Genomic DNA, 20,288 nt, shown 5'->3' on the forward strand with positions numbered 1-20,288 from the left:
GCACCCGCCCCCCCTGTAGGGGGGTGTTGAATTTATTGCTGCACCGCCGAAATCACCGGCGTCGGCGACACCAGCACTTTCGCGTGCATCTGCTCGCAACCCCCGCCCCGACGCATTCCGCGTACCGGACATGCGTCCAGGTAATCCAGGCCTACCGCAAGCTTCAGATGACGCTCGGGGCGGGCCAGTTCATTGGTCACGTCAAAGCTGTACCAGGCATCGTCCAGCCAGGCTTCCGCCCAGGCATGGCTGGCCAGGTGCTCTGAGTTCTCGCTGTACAGATAGCCCGATACATAACGCGATGGAACGCCCAGGCTGCGGGCGCAGGCCAGGAATGCGTGGGTGTGGTCCTGGCAAACACCGGAACGCCCGGCGAAGGCCTGGGACGCGCTGGTATCGACTTCGGTGGAGCCCGGCGTGTACGTCATGTGCGCATTCAGGCCGTGCATCAGGTCGATCAGCGCCGTGCGATCACGGCGGGCCTTGCAGGTCTTTTCGGCAAATGCGCGCAAGGATTCGTCGGCTTCGGTCAATCGGGTGAACCTCAGGAACGGCAGCGCCGACTGGCTCTCGTGCTCGGCTTCGCGCAGTTCGTCGATGTCGACCTGACCCCGAGCGCCAATGATGATCGCTTCGTGCGGCTCGTCCATGGTCAGCACGTGCAGGATGTTGCCGAACGGATCGAGCTGCGCACGCACCGGACGCGGCAGGTCCAGTTGCCAGCTGAGCACGTGCTGGCGCTCGCTGTCGTGGGGCGTCAGGCGCAGATACTGGATGCTGGCGCGCACCTGGTCTTCATAGTGATAGGTGGTCTCGTGGCTAATGGAAAGTCTCATGCCGCCTCCAGGTAGGAACTGTGTATGGCATTGCCCAACTGGCGCACCAGCGGGATGAATTCGGTCAGCCAGGCGTGCAGGCCTTCCTCGAGGATTTCATTGATGCCTGTGTAACGCAGGCGGGCGTCCATTTCCGCCGCCAGACGTTGTGCAGGCCGGCCGTTGGCACCGGGTAACTGAGCAAGGATCTGGTCGATTTCCTCGGTGCAGGCCCGCAAGGAGCGCGGCACGTCGACGCGCAGCAGTAGCAGTTCCGCGACCTGCCGGGCACCTGGCGCATCGCGGTAGATTTCGGTGTACGCCTCGAACGACGACAAGGCGCGCAACAACGCACTCCACTGGTAATAGGCGTGAGCCGTGCCGTCGCTGACCGCTTCGGCCTGGTCGCCGGCCATTTCGTAGCGGGCATCGAGCAGGCGCAAGGTGTTGTCGGCCCGTTCGACAAAGGTGCCCAGTCGAATGAAACGGAATGCATCGTTGCGCATGATCGTGCCATAGGACGCGCCACGGAACAGGTGCGAACGCTCCTTGATCCATTCGCAGAAACGGCTCATGCCATAGCGACTTAAACCCTGTTCGGCGATGCCGCGAATTTCCAGCCAGGTGGCATTGATGTTTTCCCACATGTCGGCGGTAATCCGCCCACGCACCGCATGGGCGCTGGCCCGCGCGGCACCGAGGCAGCTGTAGATGCTCGCCGGGTTGGCCGCGTCCAGTGCGAAGAAATGCAGCAGGCGTTCGGCGTGCAATTCGCCGTGACGCGCCAGGTAATCGTCCAGGGTGCCGGTGATCAGCAACGGCATGGCCAGTTCGTGCAAACCATCGCCACGACCGTCCTGGGGCATCAGCGACAGCGAATAACTGATGTCGAGCATCCGGGCGAGGTTTTCCGCCCGCTCCAGGTAACGCGACATCCAATACAAATCCGAGGCAGTTCTACTTAACATGGCAGGCTTCCTTCAATCCTCGACCACCCAGGTGTCCTTGGTTCCGCCACCCTGGGAGGAATTCACCACCAGGGAGCCTTCTCGCAGGGCAACGCGGGTCAAACCACCGGGCACTACCCGGGTTTCGCGGCCTGACAATACAAACGGGCGCAGGTCGATATGCCGCGGTGCTATGCCGTTCTCGACGAAGGTCGGACAGGTCGACAAGGACAACGTCGGTTGCGCGATATAAGCATGGGGCTTGGCCTTGATGCGCGCGCGGAACGACTCGATCTCCGCCGTCGTCGCGGCCGGCCCCACCAGCATCCCGTAACCGCCGGAACCCTGGGTTTCCTTGACCACCAGGTCCGGCAGATGGGCCAGGACGTGGGAAAGCTCGGAAGGATTACGACACTGGTATGTAGGAACGTTCTTCAAGATCGGCTCTTCATCCAGGTAAAAACGGATCATGTCGGTGACGAACGGATACACCGACTTGTCGTCTGCCACGCCGGTACCGATGGCATTGGCCAGCACCACGTTCCGTGAGCGGTAGGACGACAAAAGCCCCGGAACACCGAGCATCGAATCCGGATTGAACGCCAGCGGGTCGAGGAATGCGTCGTCGAGCCGGCGGTAGATCACATCGACGGCTTTCGGCCCGTCCGTGGTGCGCATGAACACCTTGTCATCGCGCACGAACAGGTCGGCGCCTTCCACCAGCTCGACGCCCATTTCACGGGCGAGGAATGCATGCTCGAAGAACGCGCTGTTGAAGCGCCCCGGTGTCAGCACCACCACGCTGGGGTTGTCGATCGGGCTGGAGCTTTTCAGGGTGTCGAGCAACAGGTTCGGGTAGTGGTCGATCGGCGCGATGCGCTGGGTCGAGAACAACTCGGGGAACAGCCGCATCATCATCTTGCGATCTTCGAGCATGTAGCTGACACCGCTGGGGGTGCGCAAGTTGTCTTCGAGCACGTAGTACGTGCCATCGCCATCGCGCACAAGATCGACGCCGGAGATGTGCGAATAGATATCGCGGTGCAGATCCAGCCCCTGCATCGCCAACTGGTATTGCTCGTTGGCCAGCACCTGCTCGGCCGGGATGATGCCGGCTTTGATGATGCGCTGCTCGTGGTAGAGGTCGGCGAGGAACATGTTCAACGCCTTGACCCGCTGGATGCAGCCGCGCTCGACAATCCGCCATTCACTGGCGGGGATACTGCGCGGGATGGTGTCGAAGGGAATCAGGCGCTCGGTGCCCTGCTCGTCCCCATAGAGCGTGAACGTAATCCCGGCGCGATGGAACAGCAGATCGGCTTCGCGACGGCGCTGAGCCAGCAGCTCATCCGGCGTTTCGGCCAGCCAACGGGCAAATTCCCGGTAATGCGGGCGAACCTGGCCGCCGGCATCGTACATTTCATCGTAATAGGTGCGGATCATGCCGTACTCCTTGTCACCCGGACTAACAGGCCTTCGCAAGGCCCGTGCCATCGGCATAAACGCTTTAATATCAATCGGTTGGATATTCAAACTGCATTGGCCGCACCATTCCTGTGCGACAAATGCTCCAACCTGATCATCCCCGCTTCATTGCAAGGCAATACTGCGGTCTATCAGCAGCATAGCCAGAGTTGATTTCACTGCTCGGCTGTCGATGCGGATAATCCACCCATTCGCTGGATTTGCTCCCCGAACTTCCCTTTTAGCCGCCTCCCCATGCGGCTTTTTTTTGTCATCTATTCTTGTTTCAGGATTTTGCCAAGACGGGTTTCACCCTGCTCAAACGAAAACGGCCAACCCGAAGGTCAGCCGTTATTGAGTGCGGTCATAATGTCAGGCGAGTCGCCCTCGCACCTCCTGCTTGACGCCCCATCCTTCGATGATGCCGCCGAGCGGTTCGACCACGGCCTCGAAATCCTGCTCAAAGTCGCCGATACCGTCGTAGGTGGCGTACATCACTTTGCTCAGTTCCAGAGACCATGCGCCATCGTCGCGCGCGCTGACTTGTGCATTCAAGGATTCACCACAGTAATGCCCTGCTGCCCTGCGCGCCCGCTCCTCGTCCGGGAAAATGGCGTAGAACTCGATGGGATGGAACCGTGAAAAATCGAAACCGCCTTCTTTCATGCGGCGCAGCACCGAGCTGCTGATGTCTTCTTGATAGGCTTCTGTGCTCATGAAACGTCCTCCTTAAACCGATGGATAGACTTTCCGTACTCCCTACGCCCGCACAAACAACGCGGGCACTGCGATGGGAACAAGCATGTAGCTGACAAGACCAGACCTTAGCGATCCATTCGCTGATCTCGCTTGCAGATTAGCCCCTTGCAAGTCGAGCTGCCAAGGCCTGGTTGTAGCAGATGTGCGGTGAGGTGTTTCAGACGGGGGAGATACCGAGGATTTGTATGCTGTTCTGAATCTTGAGACTTTTTACACTCGCGTCGCTGGTTCGCCCTTCCAGATCGTTCAGGTCCAGTTCGGCGGCGACTGGCAGGAGCCGAGCCTTGATGAGTTTGGCGGCTTGCTCGTTATCCGGGCACTGCTCACACTCAAAGACTTCATCGACTGTTTCGCCGTGATCATCCACGAAAGTGACTTTCCACTTTTGCATCAAAGCCTCCTCGAACAAACCCGTATGTGGGTTCACATTTATCTGGACTTTGGGCTTGGGGGAACGTTCACATGGATTGCGATGCACAGATACAAATAAATAGCAGGACACCACTGTAGGAGCGGGCTTGCCCGCGATGGCGGTGTGCCAGATATAAAACTGGCGACTGGTCTACCGCTATCGCGAGCAAGCTCGCTCCTACAGGGGGGTGTTTAAGCCTTTAGTCGTTGCTTGGCTTGTTCACGGCCTGCAGGACGTATTGTGGCAAGGCAAAAGCGCCCAGGTGGATTTCCGGGTTGTAGTAGCGGGTGACGATGCCGCTGCCGGCGAAGCGCTGTTGCAGGGTTTCGCGAGACAGTTTGCGGTACGCGGTGTTGGTCGCGCCCCAGGCGAAGGTCATGGAACCGCCGATGTAGGTCGGCACTGCGGCCTGGTAGAAGTGCCAGTCCGGGAACAGGCTGCGCAGGCGCCCGGCAGTGGTTTTGACTTCTTCGATCTGCATGAACGGCGTGCCGTTCTGGGTTACCAGGATGCCGCCTTCGTTCAGGCAGCGATGGCAGGCCTGGTAGAAGTTTTCCGAGAACAGCACTTCGCCCGGGCCGATCGGGTCGGTGGAGTCGGAGATGATCACGTCGAATTTTTCAGTGGTGGTGGCGACGAAACGCATGCCGTCGTCGATCACCAGGTTCAGGCGTGGGTCCTCGTACGCACCTTTGGAGTGGTTCGGCAGGAATTCCTTGCACATGTCCACCACGGTGCCGTCGATCTCGACCATGGTGATGTGCTCGACGCTGCGATGCTTGGTCACTTCACGCAGCATGCCACCGTCGCCACCGCCGATGATCAGCACGCGCTTGGCGTTACCGTGCGCCAGGATTGGCACGTGGGTGAGCATTTCGTGGTAGATGAACTCGTCGGCTTCGGTGGTCTGGATGACGCCGTCCAGCGCCATGACCCGGCCCATGCGCGGGTTTTCGAAAATCACCAGGTGCTGGTGTTCGGTGCGCACTTCATGCAGCAGTTTTTCCATGCGAAAACGCTGGCCGTAGCCTTCGTAGAGGGTTTCCAGGTACTCGCCTGTCGGGATGGTGGTCATGGGAAGTGCTCCGAGGAATGCGGGTTGCAACGGACGGTGACCCGCCCGTAATGGAAAGGCGCGCATTCTACGTTGCGCAAGATGACAGGTCGAACCTCTGTTGATGGCTGGACCAAACCTCTGTAGGCGCTGGCTTGCCTGCGATGGCTTCACTGAAGTCATTCAGACAGATCGCACCGCTGCCATCGCTGGCAAGCCAGCTCCTACAGGGTCGGTGGTGTCGTGGGAATAGTGTCAGATCCGCACATTACCTCGCGGTCCGGCGATGGCCCAGATGATCAGGCCCAGAACCGGCAGGAGCAGGATCAGCAGCACCCAGATGATTTTCATCCCGGTGCTGGCGCCACTTTTCAGCACGTTGATGATGGCCCAGATGTCCAGGGCAAGAATGATCAGGCCAATCAGGCCATTGAACGTTGAACCCATGGTGTCGCTCCCTACTAAGAGTGGTGTGCCTCTTAGAATAGTCGGCCATTGCCAGGGTTCCGTTTTATTCGATTAAACGTGGATCGCCACTTTTAATGCTTCGAGGGATGGTGCAGCAGCGATGCCGACTTGAGCGCACAGTTCAAGCACACGCGGGACGTCGTTGCCGTAGACCAGCACCACCTGCAATTCGTCGTCGAGCAACTGGCTGAAATTCAACAGTGTGTAACCGCCATTTTCCTTGTTCATGCTGCCCATCTGCACCTGGATGCGATTGAGCGCGGTCAACGCCTCGGTCTTCGCCAGTTGCTTGGGCTTGATGTTGAACGCCACGTCCGGGCCGAACGAAGCGACGATCTGCGCAAACAGGTCCATGTAAGTGTCAGCCTGGAACAGCACCGTTTCCGGCAGGCTGCCGAGCACGACCCACTCGCCCAATGGAATCGGGAAAGTGTCGTCGTAGTTGATGTCCGGATTGGCTGCCAGAAAAGCACCGGGGTCTGCGTAGGCTTGCGCAGCCTCACCGGCGATCTTGAGAATTTCGTCTTCGCCCATGCACCCGGAGCTGATTTTGCTGATGAGTTCGACGAGTGCGGCTTTCATGGGGCGATGTCCTGTAGCGAGGGAATTTTGAAGGCGCGAAGAATAGCGCATTACGCCGTTCATCGCTGGGCGGGTGCGACGACGGGAAGGTTGACGCATATCAACATCCACGGCACGGTATGCGGCACAATGCTGGCACCTTGCCAATGCTGTTTCCGCTATCAGAGAAAACCTCCATGGGTGCCTGGATTAGCAATATCTCGCTGAAATATAAATTTTGGGCGGTCAACGCGGTCGCCTTCGTCACGACATTGTTGCTGGTGTTGTACGCCGTACAGCTCGAGCAGCAGGCCCGCAGCCACGCTTCTCAGGCATCTGCCCAGGCCCAGGCGCGATTGCTCGCCGCCTGGCCGGCCGGGCAGGCGTTGCCCAAGAACGACAACCTGCTGACCTTCAACCGTGGCCAGGCGCCTGTGTTGAACGGGCAACCCGTCCAGGCACTGACGGACGCCAACGGCTGGGTCGAATTCCATTCGATGCCGCTGTTTGGTGAGAACCCGTTGATGGGTGCCGAGGTGTTGACCCGCACCGATGGTCAGCGCGTCGCCGTGATCGCCCACGGCCCGAGCCTGGTCCAGGTGTTCGGCGAACGTTTCGTCAACTACGCGGTGGCGGTGTTCATCCTGATGCTGGCGATGCTTGGCGCCTCGCAGTTGCTGATCCGCTTCCTGCTGAGCCAACTCAACACCTTGAAAGACGTCATGCTGCACGTTGAGAAAACCGGCGATCTAGCCGCACGGGTGCCGCTGGCGTGCTCCGACGAAGTCGGCCAGATGGCCGGCGCATTCAACGCGATGCAGGCCGGTTATCAGCGGGTGGTCAACACCGTGGCCAACACCGCTCGGCAGCTCGATGTCGGCGCGGCGCGCCTGGCCTCGAGCATGAACGAGGTGCGACACGGCATGCTCGGCCAGCAAAGCGAAACCGACCAGGCGGCCACGGCCATCAATGAAATGACCGCCACCGTGCACCACATCGCCCAACACGCCGGCGCCACCCGCGACCTCTCGCAATCGGCCGACACCCTGGCCGGCAGTGGCCAGGAAGTGGTGATTCGTGTGCAGAAGTCGATTGCCGGGTTGTCCACAGGCGTGCAACAGACCGCCGAGATGATTCAGCGCCTGGCCGAGGACAGCCAGAAGATCAACGGTGTGGTCAACGTGATCCACAGCATCGCCGAGCAGACCAACCTGCTGGCATTGAACGCGGCCATCGAAGCGGCCCGCGCCGGGGAAATGGGGCGTGGCTTTGCCGTGGTGGCCGATGAAGTGCGCAACCTGGCCAAGCGCGTGCAGATTTCCACCGACGAGATCACGCTGATGGTCTCGGCGCTACAGGCCGGCACTCGGGATGCCGTGGACTTCATGCAGGAAAGCTCGTACAAGGCCGACGATTGCGTGCAACAGGCGCAGGAAGCCGGAGCCGCGCTTGTGGAGATCACCGGCGCCGTCGCGCAAATGCGTGAAAGCAACACGCAGATTGCCGTGGCTGCGGAACAGCAGAGCCAGGTGGCCGAAGAGATGAACCGTGCGGTGGTGGGTATTCGTGATGTGACCGAGAATACCGTGCAGCAAACGGTGGATTCGGCGACGACCAGTAATGAGCTGGCGGCGCTGGCTGGGGAGTTGAGCAAGGCGATTGGTCAGCTGAAGCTCTGAGACCGCATCGCGGGCAAGCCCGCTCCTACAGTGGAACCCGCCCTCCCTGTAGGAGCGAGCTTGCTCGCGATGGTGCCTACCCGGTCAACACCTATCCAAGACATGACCGCCTATCACCCCAATAGCCAACCTCGATTCGCTCCCCTCCCGTCCCACGCCTATTCTTCAATCATGTTCAACATGGATTAAGGATCGGCATCATGGGCAAACGTCACCCCAACCTCCCCGCCTGGCAATGGCGCGCGTATCCGGGCAACCACCAGCACCCGACCAACCTGGTGCTGCACCTGATTGCCGTGCCGCTGTTCATCGTGGCATTTTTGCTGATGGTGTCCGGGGTGTTCAGCCTGAACTTTGCGAATTTCGCGATTGGCGTCATCGGCTTGCTGGCGGCCCTGGGCCTGCAACGCCACGGCCACAGTCTGGAGGCGCAAGCCTCCGAGCCATTCAGTGATCGTAAGGACGCGGTGTCGCGTTTAATGGTCGAGCAGTTCCTGACCTTTCCGCGTTTTTTACTCAGCGGTGGCTGGTGGCGCGCCTGGCGTGAACGCCACCGTCGAAACTGATCAGGCGAAAATCGTCACGGTCTGCCGACTCATGGCGATCAACTGACCGTCCACGTTCCAGAGTTTGGCCGCCGCGTGACCGTAGCCGTCAGCGGCATGTTCGATTTCAACCAGGTATTTGCACCAGTCCAGTGTGCTCAGCTCGAGCAACGGCTGGACGAATTCGATGGTCCAGGTCAGCGTGCTGCCCATCGCCGGTTTGTTCAGGTGCGGCAACAGCGACGGTGGCCAGGCATCGACCAGTGCCAGGATGTGCGACTCACTCACCGCCTCTTCCTTTACGTCCCCACGCAAGCGCACCCAGCCGCCCATCTCGCGGGATTTGTTGCCACTGAACGGCAGACCGCCCACGCTCCAACGCATCGCCAGATGGCGCATGAACTCCGGGGTCACGCCCTTGACGTAAGGCAGCTCCTGGCACTCGTCCCAGTGCTTCATCGATGGAGCAGACGTGGCGGCCACCGCCACCTCGGACGGCCGCGAGGCGCCGAAGCTGCCCTGGATCAACGTCACGACCTGGCCCTTCTGCACAGCCCTCCCCAGTACCTGGCTGACGGCCTTGCCTTCGCGCAGCACATCGACTTCGAAACGGACCGGCACTTCTGGCTCGACGGGCCCGACAAAGGTGATCGCGAGCGACCGCACGGGACGATCGGCGGGTACCTTCGCACGCATGGCTTCGTATTGCAGCGCCGCCACCAACCCACCGAAGCTGGCCCGGCCCTGCGCCCATTCGGCCGGAATAGATAGCTCCAACGGCTGGCTGCGGACGGCATCGAGCAGATCGGAAAAGCGCATGAGGACCTCAGGAACCGAAAAAGGATGGAGGGATATTAGCGAGCACCGGGGGCTGGCACAGGGTTTATTCCGGACAAAATCACTGACAGATGGGCCGATCTGTCTGCGCAACCCGCCCCTGTGGGGGCGGTGGTGCGACGATTCGACTTGCCCACGATAGCGATCGGTCAGTCGCATTGATGTTGCAAGTGCTGGCCTCATCGCGGGCAAGCCCGCTCCCACAGGTGGGGGCGGTGTTCGACTCAGGATTTGAAGCAGGCCTTGCTGAGTTTATCGAGCACCTTGTCGGCACGGCCTTCGGCCTCGGCCAGGGTGGTTTTCCACGCGGCCACGCACGGTTGCAGATCGGCCTCTTCCTCGGCGCGGGCCAGCCATTGCCAGGCATCGTGCCAGTCACCCAGGGCGCCCTGTGCAGACTTGAGTCTGGGCAAGGCCGGTTTCGGCAGGCGATCGAGTTCCGGGTAGGCTTCTATGCCGTAGCGCACGCGCTTGATCAGCAGGCGCAGGCGGTGGCGATCATGCGCCGGGTCGTGCAGGGCCTCATCGAGTATCTTCCACTGTTTGGCCAGGCGTTTCTCGATCTGCCTGCGCAACCCCTTGAGTAACCCCTGATGTTGCGCTGCGCGCAGAAAACGCGGGAAGGCAGCGAGGATAGTCTGTAACTGCGTGAGCTCGGTGCTCGCCGCCACCGCCGGATACGCCTGGGCCATCTGCGCCATGCGCCGCCGTGCCGCCTCGGGCTGGTTGTGCTCAAGCAGATGGGCCGCCAGCACTTCGCGGTCACGCAGTGGTGTGGTCAGTTGGCCGACCCGGGAGGCCGCCTCTTCCAGTTGCTCGACCCCCGGCAAACCGCGCAACGGCCGCAGCAGACTGCGCAAACGGCGAACCGTGGTGCGCAGATCGTGAAGCGCCTCGGGGTCAGTGCGCGCCTGCAAACGCGCCTGACAGGCCAACAAGCGGACTTCGATACCCAGGACATGGGCCACCAACCGATCAACCAAAGCAGACATCGTTTACTCCCTGTATCCCAGGCTCAATCCTGCATCATGCCTCAACGGCCCGCGCGGGACTCACGAATGTAGAAGCGTGCCTTTTCCGCCTTGCTGGTGCAGCCCTCGTAGGCTTCGAACTGCTGCTGGGTCTTGGCCCCGGTCAGCAGCGACAGCGCCTTGGAGTAACTGACCGTACCGGCAAAGCCTTCGGCCTTGGCCAGGTCCAGCTCATGCCACGCGGCATCGATCTGGCTACCGCAGCTCTCACGATAAGCGGTTTTACCGGCACAACCAGCGAGTGCCAGGGCAATCATCGGCACGCAGATCCACGCTTTCATCATTTACTCCTCGATATTGGAAACAGTCGTGCTGCTAAGACGTTGCCACACGTGAAAAGTGCCTTGGCCTGCAGCTGAAACTCTAGCGTTGGTAAGAATAACCATCTGCCATCATCGAGTGTCGAAAAAACGACGCGATCAGGGTGTGGAGCGACTCCGGCGATTGAAGCGCCCCCCTTGATGGGTGCATTGTTGAACCTGGACAGACGAGGGCGATTCATGAAAAAGCGCGTCGCGCTGGTACTGGGCTCCGGGGGAGCGCGGGGTTACGCCCACATCGGGGTCATCGAGGAGATCGAACGGCGTGGCTATGACATTGCCTGTATCGCCGGATGCTCGATGGGGGCAGTGGTGGGCGGGATCTATTCCGCCGGCAAACTGGATGAATACCGCGACTGGATCGAAAGCCTGGACTACCTGGATGTGTTGCGCCTGGTGGATGTCAGTTTTCGCCTCGGCGCGATTCGCGGGGAAAAGGTCTTCGGGCAGATCCGCAAGATCGTCGGCGAGATCAACATCGAGGACCTGCGCATTCCCTACACGGCAGTGGCCGCCGACCTGACCAACCAGCAGGAAATCTGGTTCCAGGAAGGTTGCCTGCACCAGGCGATGCGCGCCTCGGCCGCCATTCCCAGCCTGTTCACCCCGGTCATGCAGGGCAACCGCATGCTGGTGGATGGCGGCATTCTCAACCCTTTGCCGATCGTGCCGGTGGTGTCCAGCCATTGCGACTTGATCATCGCGGTGAACCTCAACTCGACCAACCAGGGTCACTACAAACTGCCGGTGATCCAGCGTCCGGCCGCCTTCCGCACACGTTTCGACAACCTGATGAGTTCGGTGGGCTCAAAAATGCCGTTCCGGCGCAAGCAGGCGGAAAAGCTGCTGCAACTCGAGAAAGAAGCCTTGATCGCCGAGGCCGCCGAGATCAATCCATGGATCGAATCCGCCGCACCCGAAGCCCAGCAACCGGCGGCCGCTCCGGAGCGCGATGGCGCGCCGAAATCGGCCACCGGCTCGTTCATCATCGATAACGTCGGGCCGGCGTCCCTGCTGGACCTTATCAACCAGAGCTTCGAAGTGATGCAAACCTCACTGGCGCAGTACAAGATCGCCGGTTATCCACCCGACATTCTGATCAACGTGCCGAAGCGGGTGTGCCGGTTTTTCGAGTTCTACAAGGCACCGGAGCTGATCGCGCTGGGGCGGGAGATTGCGCGGGACACGTTGGATCGGTATGAGAGTGAGCGCGAGTCCTGACGGTTTTGGGGTGGCTGTCCCGGCCTCTTCGCGAGCAAGCCCGCTCCCACAGGGGAACTGTGTACACAGGACCGATGTGGGAGCGGGCTTGCTCGCGATAGCGCCAGTGCAATCAATACAAAACTGTAAACTACCCCTGCCCCAACAACCGATAACCCACGCCCGCCTCGGTCACGATAAACCTCGGCCGGGTCGGGTCATCGGCCAGTTTCTGGCGTAGATGCCCGACCACGATCCGCAGGTAATGACTGTCTTCGGTATGGGTCGGCCCCCAGATGTCCTTGAGCAACTGCTGCTGGGTGATGACTCGCCCGGGATGCCGCGCCAGTTGCGCCAGCACTGCGTATTCCTTGCGGGTCAACGCCACTTCCACACCCTCGAGCAATACCCGGCGATAGGCCAGGTCCACGGTCAGCGGGCCGAAGCTCAGCGCCGCCTGCTGGGCCTCCCCTGCCGGCACCTGACGCAACAGCGCACGCACCCGGGCTAGAAATTCCTGAATGCCGAACGGTTTGGTCACGTAGTCGTTGGCGCCGCCATCCAGCGCCTCGACCTTCTGCCCTTCGCTGGCACGCACCGACAACACCAGCACTGGCACCGTCGACCATTCACGAAACTCGCGCAGTACCTGTTGGCCGTCCATGTCCGGCAGGCCGAGGTCGAGCACCAGCAAATCGGGTTTACTCAGTGCCGCTTGCGCCAGGCCTTCGGTGCCGGTCCCGGCCTCCAGGACCTTGTAGCCCTGGGAAGCCAGGCTGATGCGAAGAAATTTACGGATCTGCGGTTCGTCGTCGATGACCAGGATGGTCGTGGTCTGGCTCATGGTTGGCGGTCGCGGCATGGGGAGATCCAAAGAGTATCAGGCTTGCGGGTTCTGGCTTGAGGATTCAAGGCTCAGCCCTCGTCTTCGTCGGCAGGTTGCTCCTGCAACGGCAGGTGCAGGGCGATGCAAGTACCGCGCCCCTCGATGCCGTCCCCAACGCTGATGTGTCCACCATGGGCGCCGACCATGCCCTGACAGATCGCCAGCCCGAGCCCCGTGCCCTGCCCGCCCCGATCCCCGCGCGCGGCGGTGTAGAACATGTCGAAAATCTTCGCCCGCTCAGCCTCGGGAATCCCCGGCCCTTCATCGCTGACCGAGAAAAACAGCTCGTTTTCCTTCACACCTGCCTGCACCTGCAAACGACCGTGCAGGGGAGAAAAACGTGCGGCGTTTTCCAGCACGTTGACCAGCGCCTGCTCGATCAGCGCCGCATGAACGTACAGCAGCGGCAACTGCGCCGGCACATCGACGCTCACCTGAAGTGGCGCCAGTACCGCCCGCAGGCGACTCAGCGAACTGCCGACGATATCGGCCGGCGCCACCCAGTCCCGTGCCAGCTTCAGCGCACCGTGGCCCAGACGAGTCATGTCCAGCAGGTTCTGGATGTAACGGTCCAGGCGCTCGGCTTCATCGCGGGTGCCTTCGAGCAGTTCGCGACGGTCCTGGAGCGGGATTGCTTCGCCCAACGCCAACAAGCTGTCGATACTGCCGCGCATGGCGGTCAGCGGCGTCCGCAAATCGTGGGACACCGAGGCGAGCAAGGCGCTGCGCAGTTGTTCGGTTTCACCGTGAAGACGCGCCGCCTCCAGGTCTTGTGCCAGTTGTGCACGCGCCAAGGCCTGGGCCAGTGGCTGGCTCAAGGCGGTCAACAGACGTCGGCGCTGCCCGCTCAGCGTCTGGCCCTCCTTGGCGCAGACACCCAACAGCGCCAGCGGTCCATCGTCCACGGACAACGGCCACCACCACCAACGGCCGAACGGCAACGTGCCGGTGCCAGCGCCCGCGGGCTGGTCGTGTTGCCAGGCCCAGTCCGCAGCCGCACGCTCGGCCTCGGTGAATTCAAGCGGGCCGCCGGTCTCGACTTTCCAGGCAGCCGGTCCATCGCGATTGAGCAGGCACACCTGCGCATCGCGCCAGCCGTCGAGATGCTGCGCGGCGGCGCTGACCACGGCCTGGCGGTCGGTGGCGGCCGTGAGCTTGCGCGACAGGTCGAGCAATTCGCTGGTCTCTTCCTGGGTGTCGCGCAGCGCCTGCAATTGTTGACGCTGGCGCGCCGCGAGGTTGCCGGTGAGCGCTGCCATCAACAGGAAAAACAGCAAGGTCAGCACGTCTTCTTCGCGCTGGATACTCAAGGAGAAATTCGGCGGAATGAACAAAAAATCATAGGTCAGGAACGACAGCGCCGCACACACCAGCGCCGGGCCCAGGCTGCTGCGCACCGCCACCAGCAGCACCGCGGCGAGGAACACCAGCGAGATATTCGGCAACGGCAGGACACTGGCCACCGCCCAGGCCAGGGCACTGGCCAGCAACGTCGCCAACACCGCCAGCGCATAGTCGAACCAGACAAGCGAACGCGGCGACCGCAAGCGCGGTTGATCCTGTGTGTGGTCGCTGTCGAGGACGTTGATTTCCAGCCCACGGGCATCGCGCAGCAAGCGCGATGCCAGGCCGCCACCGAACACCCGCCGACGCCAGCGCTGCCGGGACTGGCCAACCAGCACCAGGCTGGCACGCCGCTCGGCCGCATGCTGGATCAGGGTTTTCGCCACTTCACCGGCGCGCAGTAACACCACTTCGCCGCCCAGTCGCTCCGCCAGTTGCTGGGCGCTTTGCAGGCGCAGTCGCGATTGCTCGTCGGCCACCCGGCCATTGTCCACATGCACCAGGCTCCACGGCAGGTGCCGTCGCTGGGCCACCCGGCTGGCATGGCGCACCAGCCGCTCGGCCTGGTCATCGCCGTCGACACCCACCAGCAGCCGACCGCGCACGGTGGGCGCAGCCTGGCCGAGCTGGCGATAACCCTGGGTCAGGTCATTATCGACCTGGGCCGCTGCGGTTTGCATCGCCATCTCACGCAGGGCAGTGAGGTTGGTCTGGGTGAAGAACGCGTCGATAGCCGCCCTCGCCTGCTCCGGCACATACACCTTGCCGTCGCGCAGGCGCTCGAGCAACTCCCGGGGTGGCAAGTCGATCAGCAGCAGCTCGTAGGCCTCCTGTAGCACCCAGTCGGGCAAGGTCTCGCGAACCTGCACGCCGGTGATACCGCGCACCTGGTCGTTGAGGCTTTCCAGGTGCTGGACGTTGACGGTGGTGTACACGTCGATGCCAGCGGCAAGCAGTTCCTGGATGTCTTGCCAGCGCTTGGCATGACGACTGCCCGGGGCGTTGCTGTGGGCGAGTTCGTCCACCAGCACTAACTTCGGCCTGGCGGCGAGCAAGCCGTCAAGGTCCATTTCCTCGAGCATCACGCCACGGTATTGCGAACGCACCAGCGGCTGCTGCGGCAGGCCGCCGAGCAGCGCTTCGGTTTCGGCTCGACCGTGGGTTTCGACGACGCCGGCAATGACTTTCACGCCCTGGCGCAATTGGGTGTGCGCCGCTTGCAGCATGGCGTAGGTCTTGCCCACGCCGGGTGCCGCGCCGAGGAACACCTTGAGCCGGCCACGGCCGTCGCGGGGCAGGTCTGCTAAGAGGGCGTCGGCGCGGCCGGAGTTGCTCATGCTGGGGTCTCGTTTTTTCTGATGTTGATGAGGTGTCTTTGAGGCCGCCTTCGCGAGCGAGCCCGCTCCCACAAGGTTGAGTGTTGAACACAAAATTTGTGAACGACACCGCCTCCTGTGGGAGCGGGCTTGCCCGCGATGGCGTCAACACAGATTTAAAGTTTTTCCAACGCCATATTCAGCGCCAACACATTCACCACCGGCGGCCCCACCAACGGTTGCTCGATGTGCGCCTCCAGCAACTGTTGCAACGTCGACACTGGCAGATTGCGCGCCTGCGCGACACGCGCCAGTTGATAGGCAATCGCCGCCGGTGGCAAGTGTGGATCGAGGCCGCTGCCCGAAGTGGTCAGCAGCGCCAGCGGCACCGGACCTTGTCCTGGCACCAACTGTTTACCGGCCTCGTCGATCACCCGCGTTGCCAGTGCCGGGTTGCTCGGCGACAGGTTGCTCGCGCTGCTCGACACCGTGGCGAAGGCACCGGCGGAAGGCCGTGGATGGAACCAGGCGTCACCGACGAAATCCTGGGCAATCAGCGACGAACCGCGCACCTTGCCTTCGGCGTCGTGTACCAGGCTGCCGTTGGCCTGAATGGGGAATGCAATCTGGGCGACACCGGTGACGACCAGGGGGTAAGCGACACCGGTGATCAGTGTCATCAACACCAGCAGGCTCAGGGCCGGACGTATCATTGTGGACATTTCTAATTCCTCGAACTCAGAGAGGTGGCTTCACCTGTAGGAGCGAGCACGCTCGCGATGGACTCGGGATCACCGCGGGGTGTCAGAGGCCCCTCGTCATCGTTGACGACCATCGCGAGCGTGCTCGCTCCTACAGGGTGAATGTGTTGGTTAGACCAGGTGCAGCGCCGTCAGCAGCATGTCGATCGCCTTGATGCCCACGAACGGCACCAGGATCCCGCCGAGGCCGTAGATCAACAGGTTGCGTCGCAGCAGTGCCGCCGCGTTTGCCGCCTGCACCCGCACGCCGCGCAGGGCCAGTGGGATCAGCACCACGATGATCAACGCGTTGAACACGATGGCCGACAGGATCGCGCTCTGCGGACTGCTCAACTGCATGATGTTGAGCACGCCCAGTTGCGGGTAGATCGAGGCGAACAACGCGGGCAGAATCGCGAAGTACTTGGCCACGTCGTTGGCAATGGAAAACGTCGTCAGCGCACCACGGGTCACCAGCAATTCCTTGCCGATCTGCACCACGTCCAACAACTTGGTCGGGTCGCTGTCGAGGTCGACCATGTTCGCCGCCTCGCGCGCGGCTTGCGTGCCGTCATTCATCGCCATGCCGACATCGGCCTGGGCCAGGGCCGGTGCGTCGTTGGCGCCGTCGCCGCACATGGCCACCAATCGACCGTCATTCTGCTCATGACGAATGCGCGCCAGTTTTTTCTCCGGCGTGGCTTCGGCCAGCACGTCGTCAACACCCGCTTCCGCCGCAATCGCCGCAGCGGTCAATGGGTTATCGCCAGTCACCATGACGGTGCGAATACCCAATTTGCGCAGCTCGGCAAAACGCTCACGGATGCCGGGCTTGACCACGTCCTTGAGGTGGATGGCGCCGAGCAGTTTGCCGTCGACACACACGAGCAAAGGCGTGCCGCCACTTTGGGCGATCTTGTCGATTTCACGGGACAGGGCTGGCGCCAGATCAGCGCGTTTCTGACCCACGAACGTCAGCAGCGAATCCACGGCGCCCTTGCGATACACGTGCCCTTGATAATCGACCCCGGACAAGCGCGTCTCGGCGCTGAACGGCACGACGGTCAGTACCTCGGGGGCCGGTTCAGACTGTGGATGCAAATTGCGTAGGTATTCGACGATGGATTTGCCTTCCGCCGTCTCGTCCGCCAGCGATGCAAACAGTGCGCCCTCAGCCAGATCCCTCGCGGTCACGCCAGGCGCTGCATAAATCGCCGCGCAACGACGGTTGCCGAAAGTGATGGTGCCGGTCTTGTCCAGCAGCAGGACATGCACGTCCCCCGCCGCTTCCACGGCGCGACCGGATTTGGCGATCACATTCAGGCGCACCAGGCGATCCATGCCGGCGATGCCGATGGCCGACAGCAGGCCGCCGATGGTGGTCGGAATCAGCGTGACCAATAACGCCACCAGGAACACCAGCGGCAGGCTGCCGTTGGCGAAGTGGGCGAACGGCTGCAGGGTCACGACCACTAGCAGGAAGATCAGGGTCAAGCCGATCAGCAGGATGTCGAGCGCCACTTCGTTCGGGGTCTTCTGGCGCTTGGCGCCTTCGACCAGCGCGATCATGCGGTCCAGTGTCGACTCGCCGGGGTTGGCGGTGATGCGCACCAGCAGCCAGTCGGACACCAGCCGCGTGTTGCCGGTCACAGCGGAACGGTCGCCGCCGGACTCGCGGATGACCGGCGCGGACTCCCCGGTAATCGCCGCTTCGTTGACCGCTGCAATGCCTTCGATGACCTCGCCGTCACCGGGGATCATTTCCCCGGCCTCGACCCGCACCACGTCACCTTTGCGCAATCGCGCGGCTGGGACTACTTCAAACGTGCCAGTGGCGTTTTTACGCCGGGCACTCAGGCCTTCGCTGCCGGCCTTGAGGCTGTCGGCGCGAGCCTTGCCACGACCTTCGGCCAGCGCTTCGGCAAAGTTGGCGAAAAGCACGGTGAACCACAGCCACAGGGCGATCTGCGCGGCGACGAAGGTCGGCACCGCGCTGTCGGGAATGAAGCAGAGCACGGTGGTCAGTACCGCCGTCAGTTCGACCACCAACATCACCGGTGCACGCTGCAACTGACGAGGGTCGAGCTTGACGAAGGCCTGGATCAGCGCCGGGCGCCATAACGCAGAGATCGCAGTTTTTGCGTGTTCCGGCGCCTTGGCAGCGGCGGGTTTTACAGCAGGCATATTCATGATGCTGCTCCTAAATAGAGAGGCTTAGAAGCCCATACTCAAATGTTCAGCAATAGGACCCAGTGCCAGCGTCGGCAGGAAGGTCAGGCCGCCCACCAGCAAAATGGTCACGGTCAGCAGGGTGACGAACAGCGCACCGTGGGTCGGGAAGCTGTTCTGGCCAACCGGGGCGGTTTTCTTCATCGCCAGGCTGCCAGCCAGGGCCAGTACCGGGAGGATGTAACCGAAGCGGCCGATCAACATGCCCAGACCCAGCATCAGGTTGTGGAACGCGGTGTTGGCGCCAAAGCCGCCGAACGCCGAGCCGTTGTTGGCGCTGGCCGAGGTGTAGGCGTAAAGCAGCTGGCTGAAGCCATGCGCGCCGGGGTTGCTCACCGATGCCACCGGCCCGGGCAGGGTCGCGGCAATCGCGCCAAGCACCAGCACGCCCACCGGCATCACCAGCAGCGTCACCACCAGCAGTTGCACTTCCTTGGCTTGCAGCTTTTTACCGAGGTATTCGGGGGTGCGGCCGATCATCAGGCCGGCGAGGAATACCGCGATCAACACGTTGAGCAACATGCCGTAGAGCCCGGCGCCGACGCCGCCGAAGATCACCTCGCCGACCATCATGTTGACCAGCGCGACCATGCCGCTCAGGGGGTTGAGGCTGTCATGCATGGCGTTGACGGAACCGTTGGAGGCGGCCGTCGTGGTCACCGACCAGAGCACGGTGGCGGTGGTGCCGAAGCGCGCTTCCTTGCCTTCCAGCGGCGCGGTCTGTTCGACGGCGACGTTGTTCAGGCTCGGGTTAGGCTGGTACTCGGCCCACAGTGACGTCGCCCCACCGATCAGGAACAGCGCGAACATGCAGGCAATGATCGCGCGACTCTGGCGCAGGTCCTTCACGTAGTGGCCGAAGGTGAACACCAGGGCCACCGGGATCAGGATGATCGATGCAACCTCGAACAGGTTGCTCCACGCCGTCGGATTCTCGAACGGGTGCGCCGAGTTGACACCGAAGAAGCCCCCGCCGTTGGTGCCCAGTTGCTTGATCGCAATCTGGCTGGCGGCCGGGCCAAGCGGGATGACCTGATCCACGCCTTGCATCGTCACGGCATTGACGTACTGGGCGAAGGTTTGCGGCACGCCCTGCCACACCAGGTACAGCGCCAGCAGCAGGCACAGCGGCAACAGGCCGTAGAGGGTGGCGCGGGTCATGTCGACCCAGAAGTTGCCCAGGGTCTGCGCGGACTTGCGACCAATCCCGCGACACAGCGCCACCAGCACCGCCAGGCCCGTGGCGGCGCTGACGAAGTTCTGCACGGTGAGGCCGGCCATCTGGCTGAGGTAGCTCAGCGAGGCCTCGCCGCTGTAGGCCTGCCAGTTGGTGTTGGTCATGAAACTGATGGCGGTGTTGAACGCCAGCGTCCACTCCTGGCCCGGCAGATTCTGCGGGTTCAACGGCAAATGGTCCTGAAACAACAGGATGAAGAACAACAGCAAAAAACCCGCGAGGTTGAACGCGAGCAAGGCCAGGGTGTACTTCTGCCAGCTCTGTTCGGCGTGCGGATCGACCCCGGCCACACGATAACAGCCGCGTTCCACCGGCCCCAGCACCGGCGTCAGCCAGGTGCGCTGCCCTTCCATGACCTTGTAATAGAAACGCCCCAGGAACGGTGCCGGTATCAGCACCACGGCGAAGAAGGCCAGGATCAGCCAATAGTCATAACTGTGCATA

At 62.0% G+C, this 20,288-nt stretch carries 19 protein-coding genes; 3 read left to right on the forward strand and 16 right to left on the reverse strand.

The features are described from left to right. Positions 1-32: 32 nt before the first annotated feature. From AB4N64_RS16635 to AB4N64_RS16670, 8 genes are all read right to left on the reverse strand, one after another. Complete coding sequence (locus AB4N64_RS16635; protein WP_460116996.1) at positions 33-836, reverse strand: transglutaminase family protein; 804 nt, start codon at positions 834-836, stop codon at positions 33-35. After that, entirely contained in the window at positions 833-1,783 is a 951-nt protein-coding gene (locus AB4N64_RS16640) for an alpha-E domain-containing protein (protein WP_460116997.1), read from the reverse strand. Before AB4N64_RS16640 ends, AB4N64_RS16635 begins: the two co-directional genes overlap by 4 nt. A 12-nt stretch (positions 1,784-1,795) precedes the next feature. Continuing rightward, positions 1,796-3,205 (reverse strand): circularly permuted type 2 ATP-grasp protein, encoded by a 1,410-nt coding sequence (locus AB4N64_RS16645; protein ID WP_460116998.1) that lies wholly within the window; start codon positions 3,203-3,205, stop codon positions 1,796-1,798. 393 nt (positions 3,206-3,598) lie between these two features. Continuing rightward, positions 3,599-3,943 carry a ribonuclease E inhibitor RraB gene (locus AB4N64_RS16650; RefSeq protein WP_192301951.1) on the reverse strand — a complete coding sequence of 115 codons (345 nt, stop codon included), beginning with the start codon at positions 3,941-3,943 and terminating at the stop codon, positions 3,599-3,601. Between the two features lie 199 nt (positions 3,944-4,142). After that, positions 4,143-4,376, reverse strand: a complete 234-nt coding sequence (locus AB4N64_RS16655) for a hypothetical protein (protein WP_460116999.1) — start codon at positions 4,374-4,376, stop codon at positions 4,143-4,145. 220 nt (positions 4,377-4,596) lie between these two features. Next, a complete protein-coding gene (speE, locus tag AB4N64_RS16660) occupies positions 4,597-5,472 on the reverse strand; it encodes a polyamine aminopropyltransferase (protein WP_460117000.1) in 876 nt (291 codons plus the stop codon). 234 nt (positions 5,473-5,706) lie between these two features. Beyond that, complete coding sequence (locus tag AB4N64_RS16665) at positions 5,707-5,898, reverse strand: PLDc N-terminal domain-containing protein (protein ID WP_131062453.1); 192 nt, start codon at positions 5,896-5,898, stop codon at positions 5,707-5,709. A 72-nt stretch (positions 5,899-5,970) separates the two neighbouring features. After that, complete coding sequence (locus AB4N64_RS16670) at positions 5,971-6,501, reverse strand: hypothetical protein (protein WP_460117001.1); 531 nt, start codon at positions 6,499-6,501, stop codon at positions 5,971-5,973. 176 nt (positions 6,502-6,677) lie between these two features. On the opposite strand from AB4N64_RS16670, the gene AB4N64_RS16675 reads away from it, so the two are divergent. Together AB4N64_RS16675 and AB4N64_RS16680 are read left to right on the forward strand one after the other, a co-directional pair. Further along, positions 6,678-8,159, forward strand: a complete 1,482-nt coding sequence (locus AB4N64_RS16675; RefSeq protein ID WP_460117002.1) for a methyl-accepting chemotaxis protein — start codon at positions 6,678-6,680, stop codon at positions 8,157-8,159. A gap of 200 nt (positions 8,160-8,359) precedes the next feature. Beyond that, on the forward strand, positions 8,360-8,725 hold the full coding sequence (locus AB4N64_RS16680; RefSeq protein WP_460117003.1) for a terminase: 366 nt from the start codon (positions 8,360-8,362) through the stop codon (positions 8,723-8,725). On the opposite strand, the gene AB4N64_RS16685 is transcribed toward AB4N64_RS16680, so the two are convergent. The 3 genes from AB4N64_RS16685 to AB4N64_RS16695 form a co-directional block, all read right to left on the reverse strand. Continuing rightward, a complete protein-coding gene (locus tag AB4N64_RS16685) occupies positions 8,726-9,523 on the reverse strand; it encodes an acyl-CoA thioesterase (protein ID WP_460117004.1) in 798 nt (265 codons plus the stop codon). It lies immediately after the preceding gene. 242 nt (positions 9,524-9,765) lie between these two features. After that, positions 9,766-10,533: a CHAD domain-containing protein gene (locus tag AB4N64_RS16690; RefSeq protein ID WP_460117005.1), complete on the reverse strand. Its 768-nt coding sequence runs from the start codon at positions 10,531-10,533 to the stop codon at positions 9,766-9,768. 41 nt (positions 10,534-10,574) lie between these two features. Continuing rightward, a complete protein-coding gene (locus AB4N64_RS16695) occupies positions 10,575-10,853 on the reverse strand; it encodes a hypothetical protein (RefSeq protein ID WP_368553346.1) in 279 nt (92 codons plus the stop codon). Positions 10,854-11,072: 219 nt separating this feature from the next. Here AB4N64_RS16695 and AB4N64_RS16700 point away from each other — a divergent pair, with 219 nt between their 5' ends. Next, the gene (locus AB4N64_RS16700) at positions 11,073-12,113 is read left to right on the forward strand and encodes a patatin-like phospholipase family protein (protein WP_460117006.1); all 1,041 of its coding nucleotides are present in this window, start codon (positions 11,073-11,075) and stop codon (positions 12,111-12,113) included. A gap of 130 nt (positions 12,114-12,243) precedes the next feature. Here AB4N64_RS16700 and AB4N64_RS16705 read toward each other — a convergent pair whose 3' ends face one another. The 5 genes from AB4N64_RS16705 to kdpA all read right to left on the reverse strand — a co-directional run bounded on the left by AB4N64_RS16705 (position 12,244) and on the right by kdpA (position 20,287). Continuing rightward, positions 12,244-12,936, reverse strand: a complete 693-nt coding sequence (locus tag AB4N64_RS16705) for a response regulator (RefSeq protein WP_460126781.1) — start codon at positions 12,934-12,936, stop codon at positions 12,244-12,246. 71 nt (positions 12,937-13,007) lie between these two features. Next, complete coding sequence (locus tag AB4N64_RS16710) at positions 13,008-15,659, reverse strand: DUF4118 domain-containing protein (protein ID WP_460117007.1); 2,652 nt, start codon at positions 15,657-15,659, stop codon at positions 13,008-13,010. A gap of 155 nt (positions 15,660-15,814) precedes the next feature. Beyond that, on the reverse strand, positions 15,815-16,360 hold the full coding sequence (gene kdpC, locus AB4N64_RS16715) for a potassium-transporting ATPase subunit KdpC (protein ID WP_460117008.1): 546 nt from the start codon (positions 16,358-16,360) through the stop codon (positions 15,815-15,817). Positions 16,361-16,510: 150 nt separating this feature from the next. Then, complete coding sequence (gene kdpB, locus AB4N64_RS16720; RefSeq protein ID WP_460117009.1) at positions 16,511-18,568, reverse strand: potassium-transporting ATPase subunit KdpB; 2,058 nt, start codon at positions 18,566-18,568, stop codon at positions 16,511-16,513. A gap of 24 nt (positions 18,569-18,592) precedes the next feature. Next, positions 18,593-20,287 (reverse strand): potassium-transporting ATPase subunit KdpA, encoded by a 1,695-nt coding sequence (gene kdpA, locus AB4N64_RS16725; RefSeq protein WP_460117010.1) that lies wholly within the window; start codon positions 20,285-20,287, stop codon positions 18,593-18,595. Position 20,288 lies beyond the last annotated feature (1 nt).

The sequence above is a fragment of the Pseudomonas sp. S2_C03 genome, assembly GCF_054668405.1.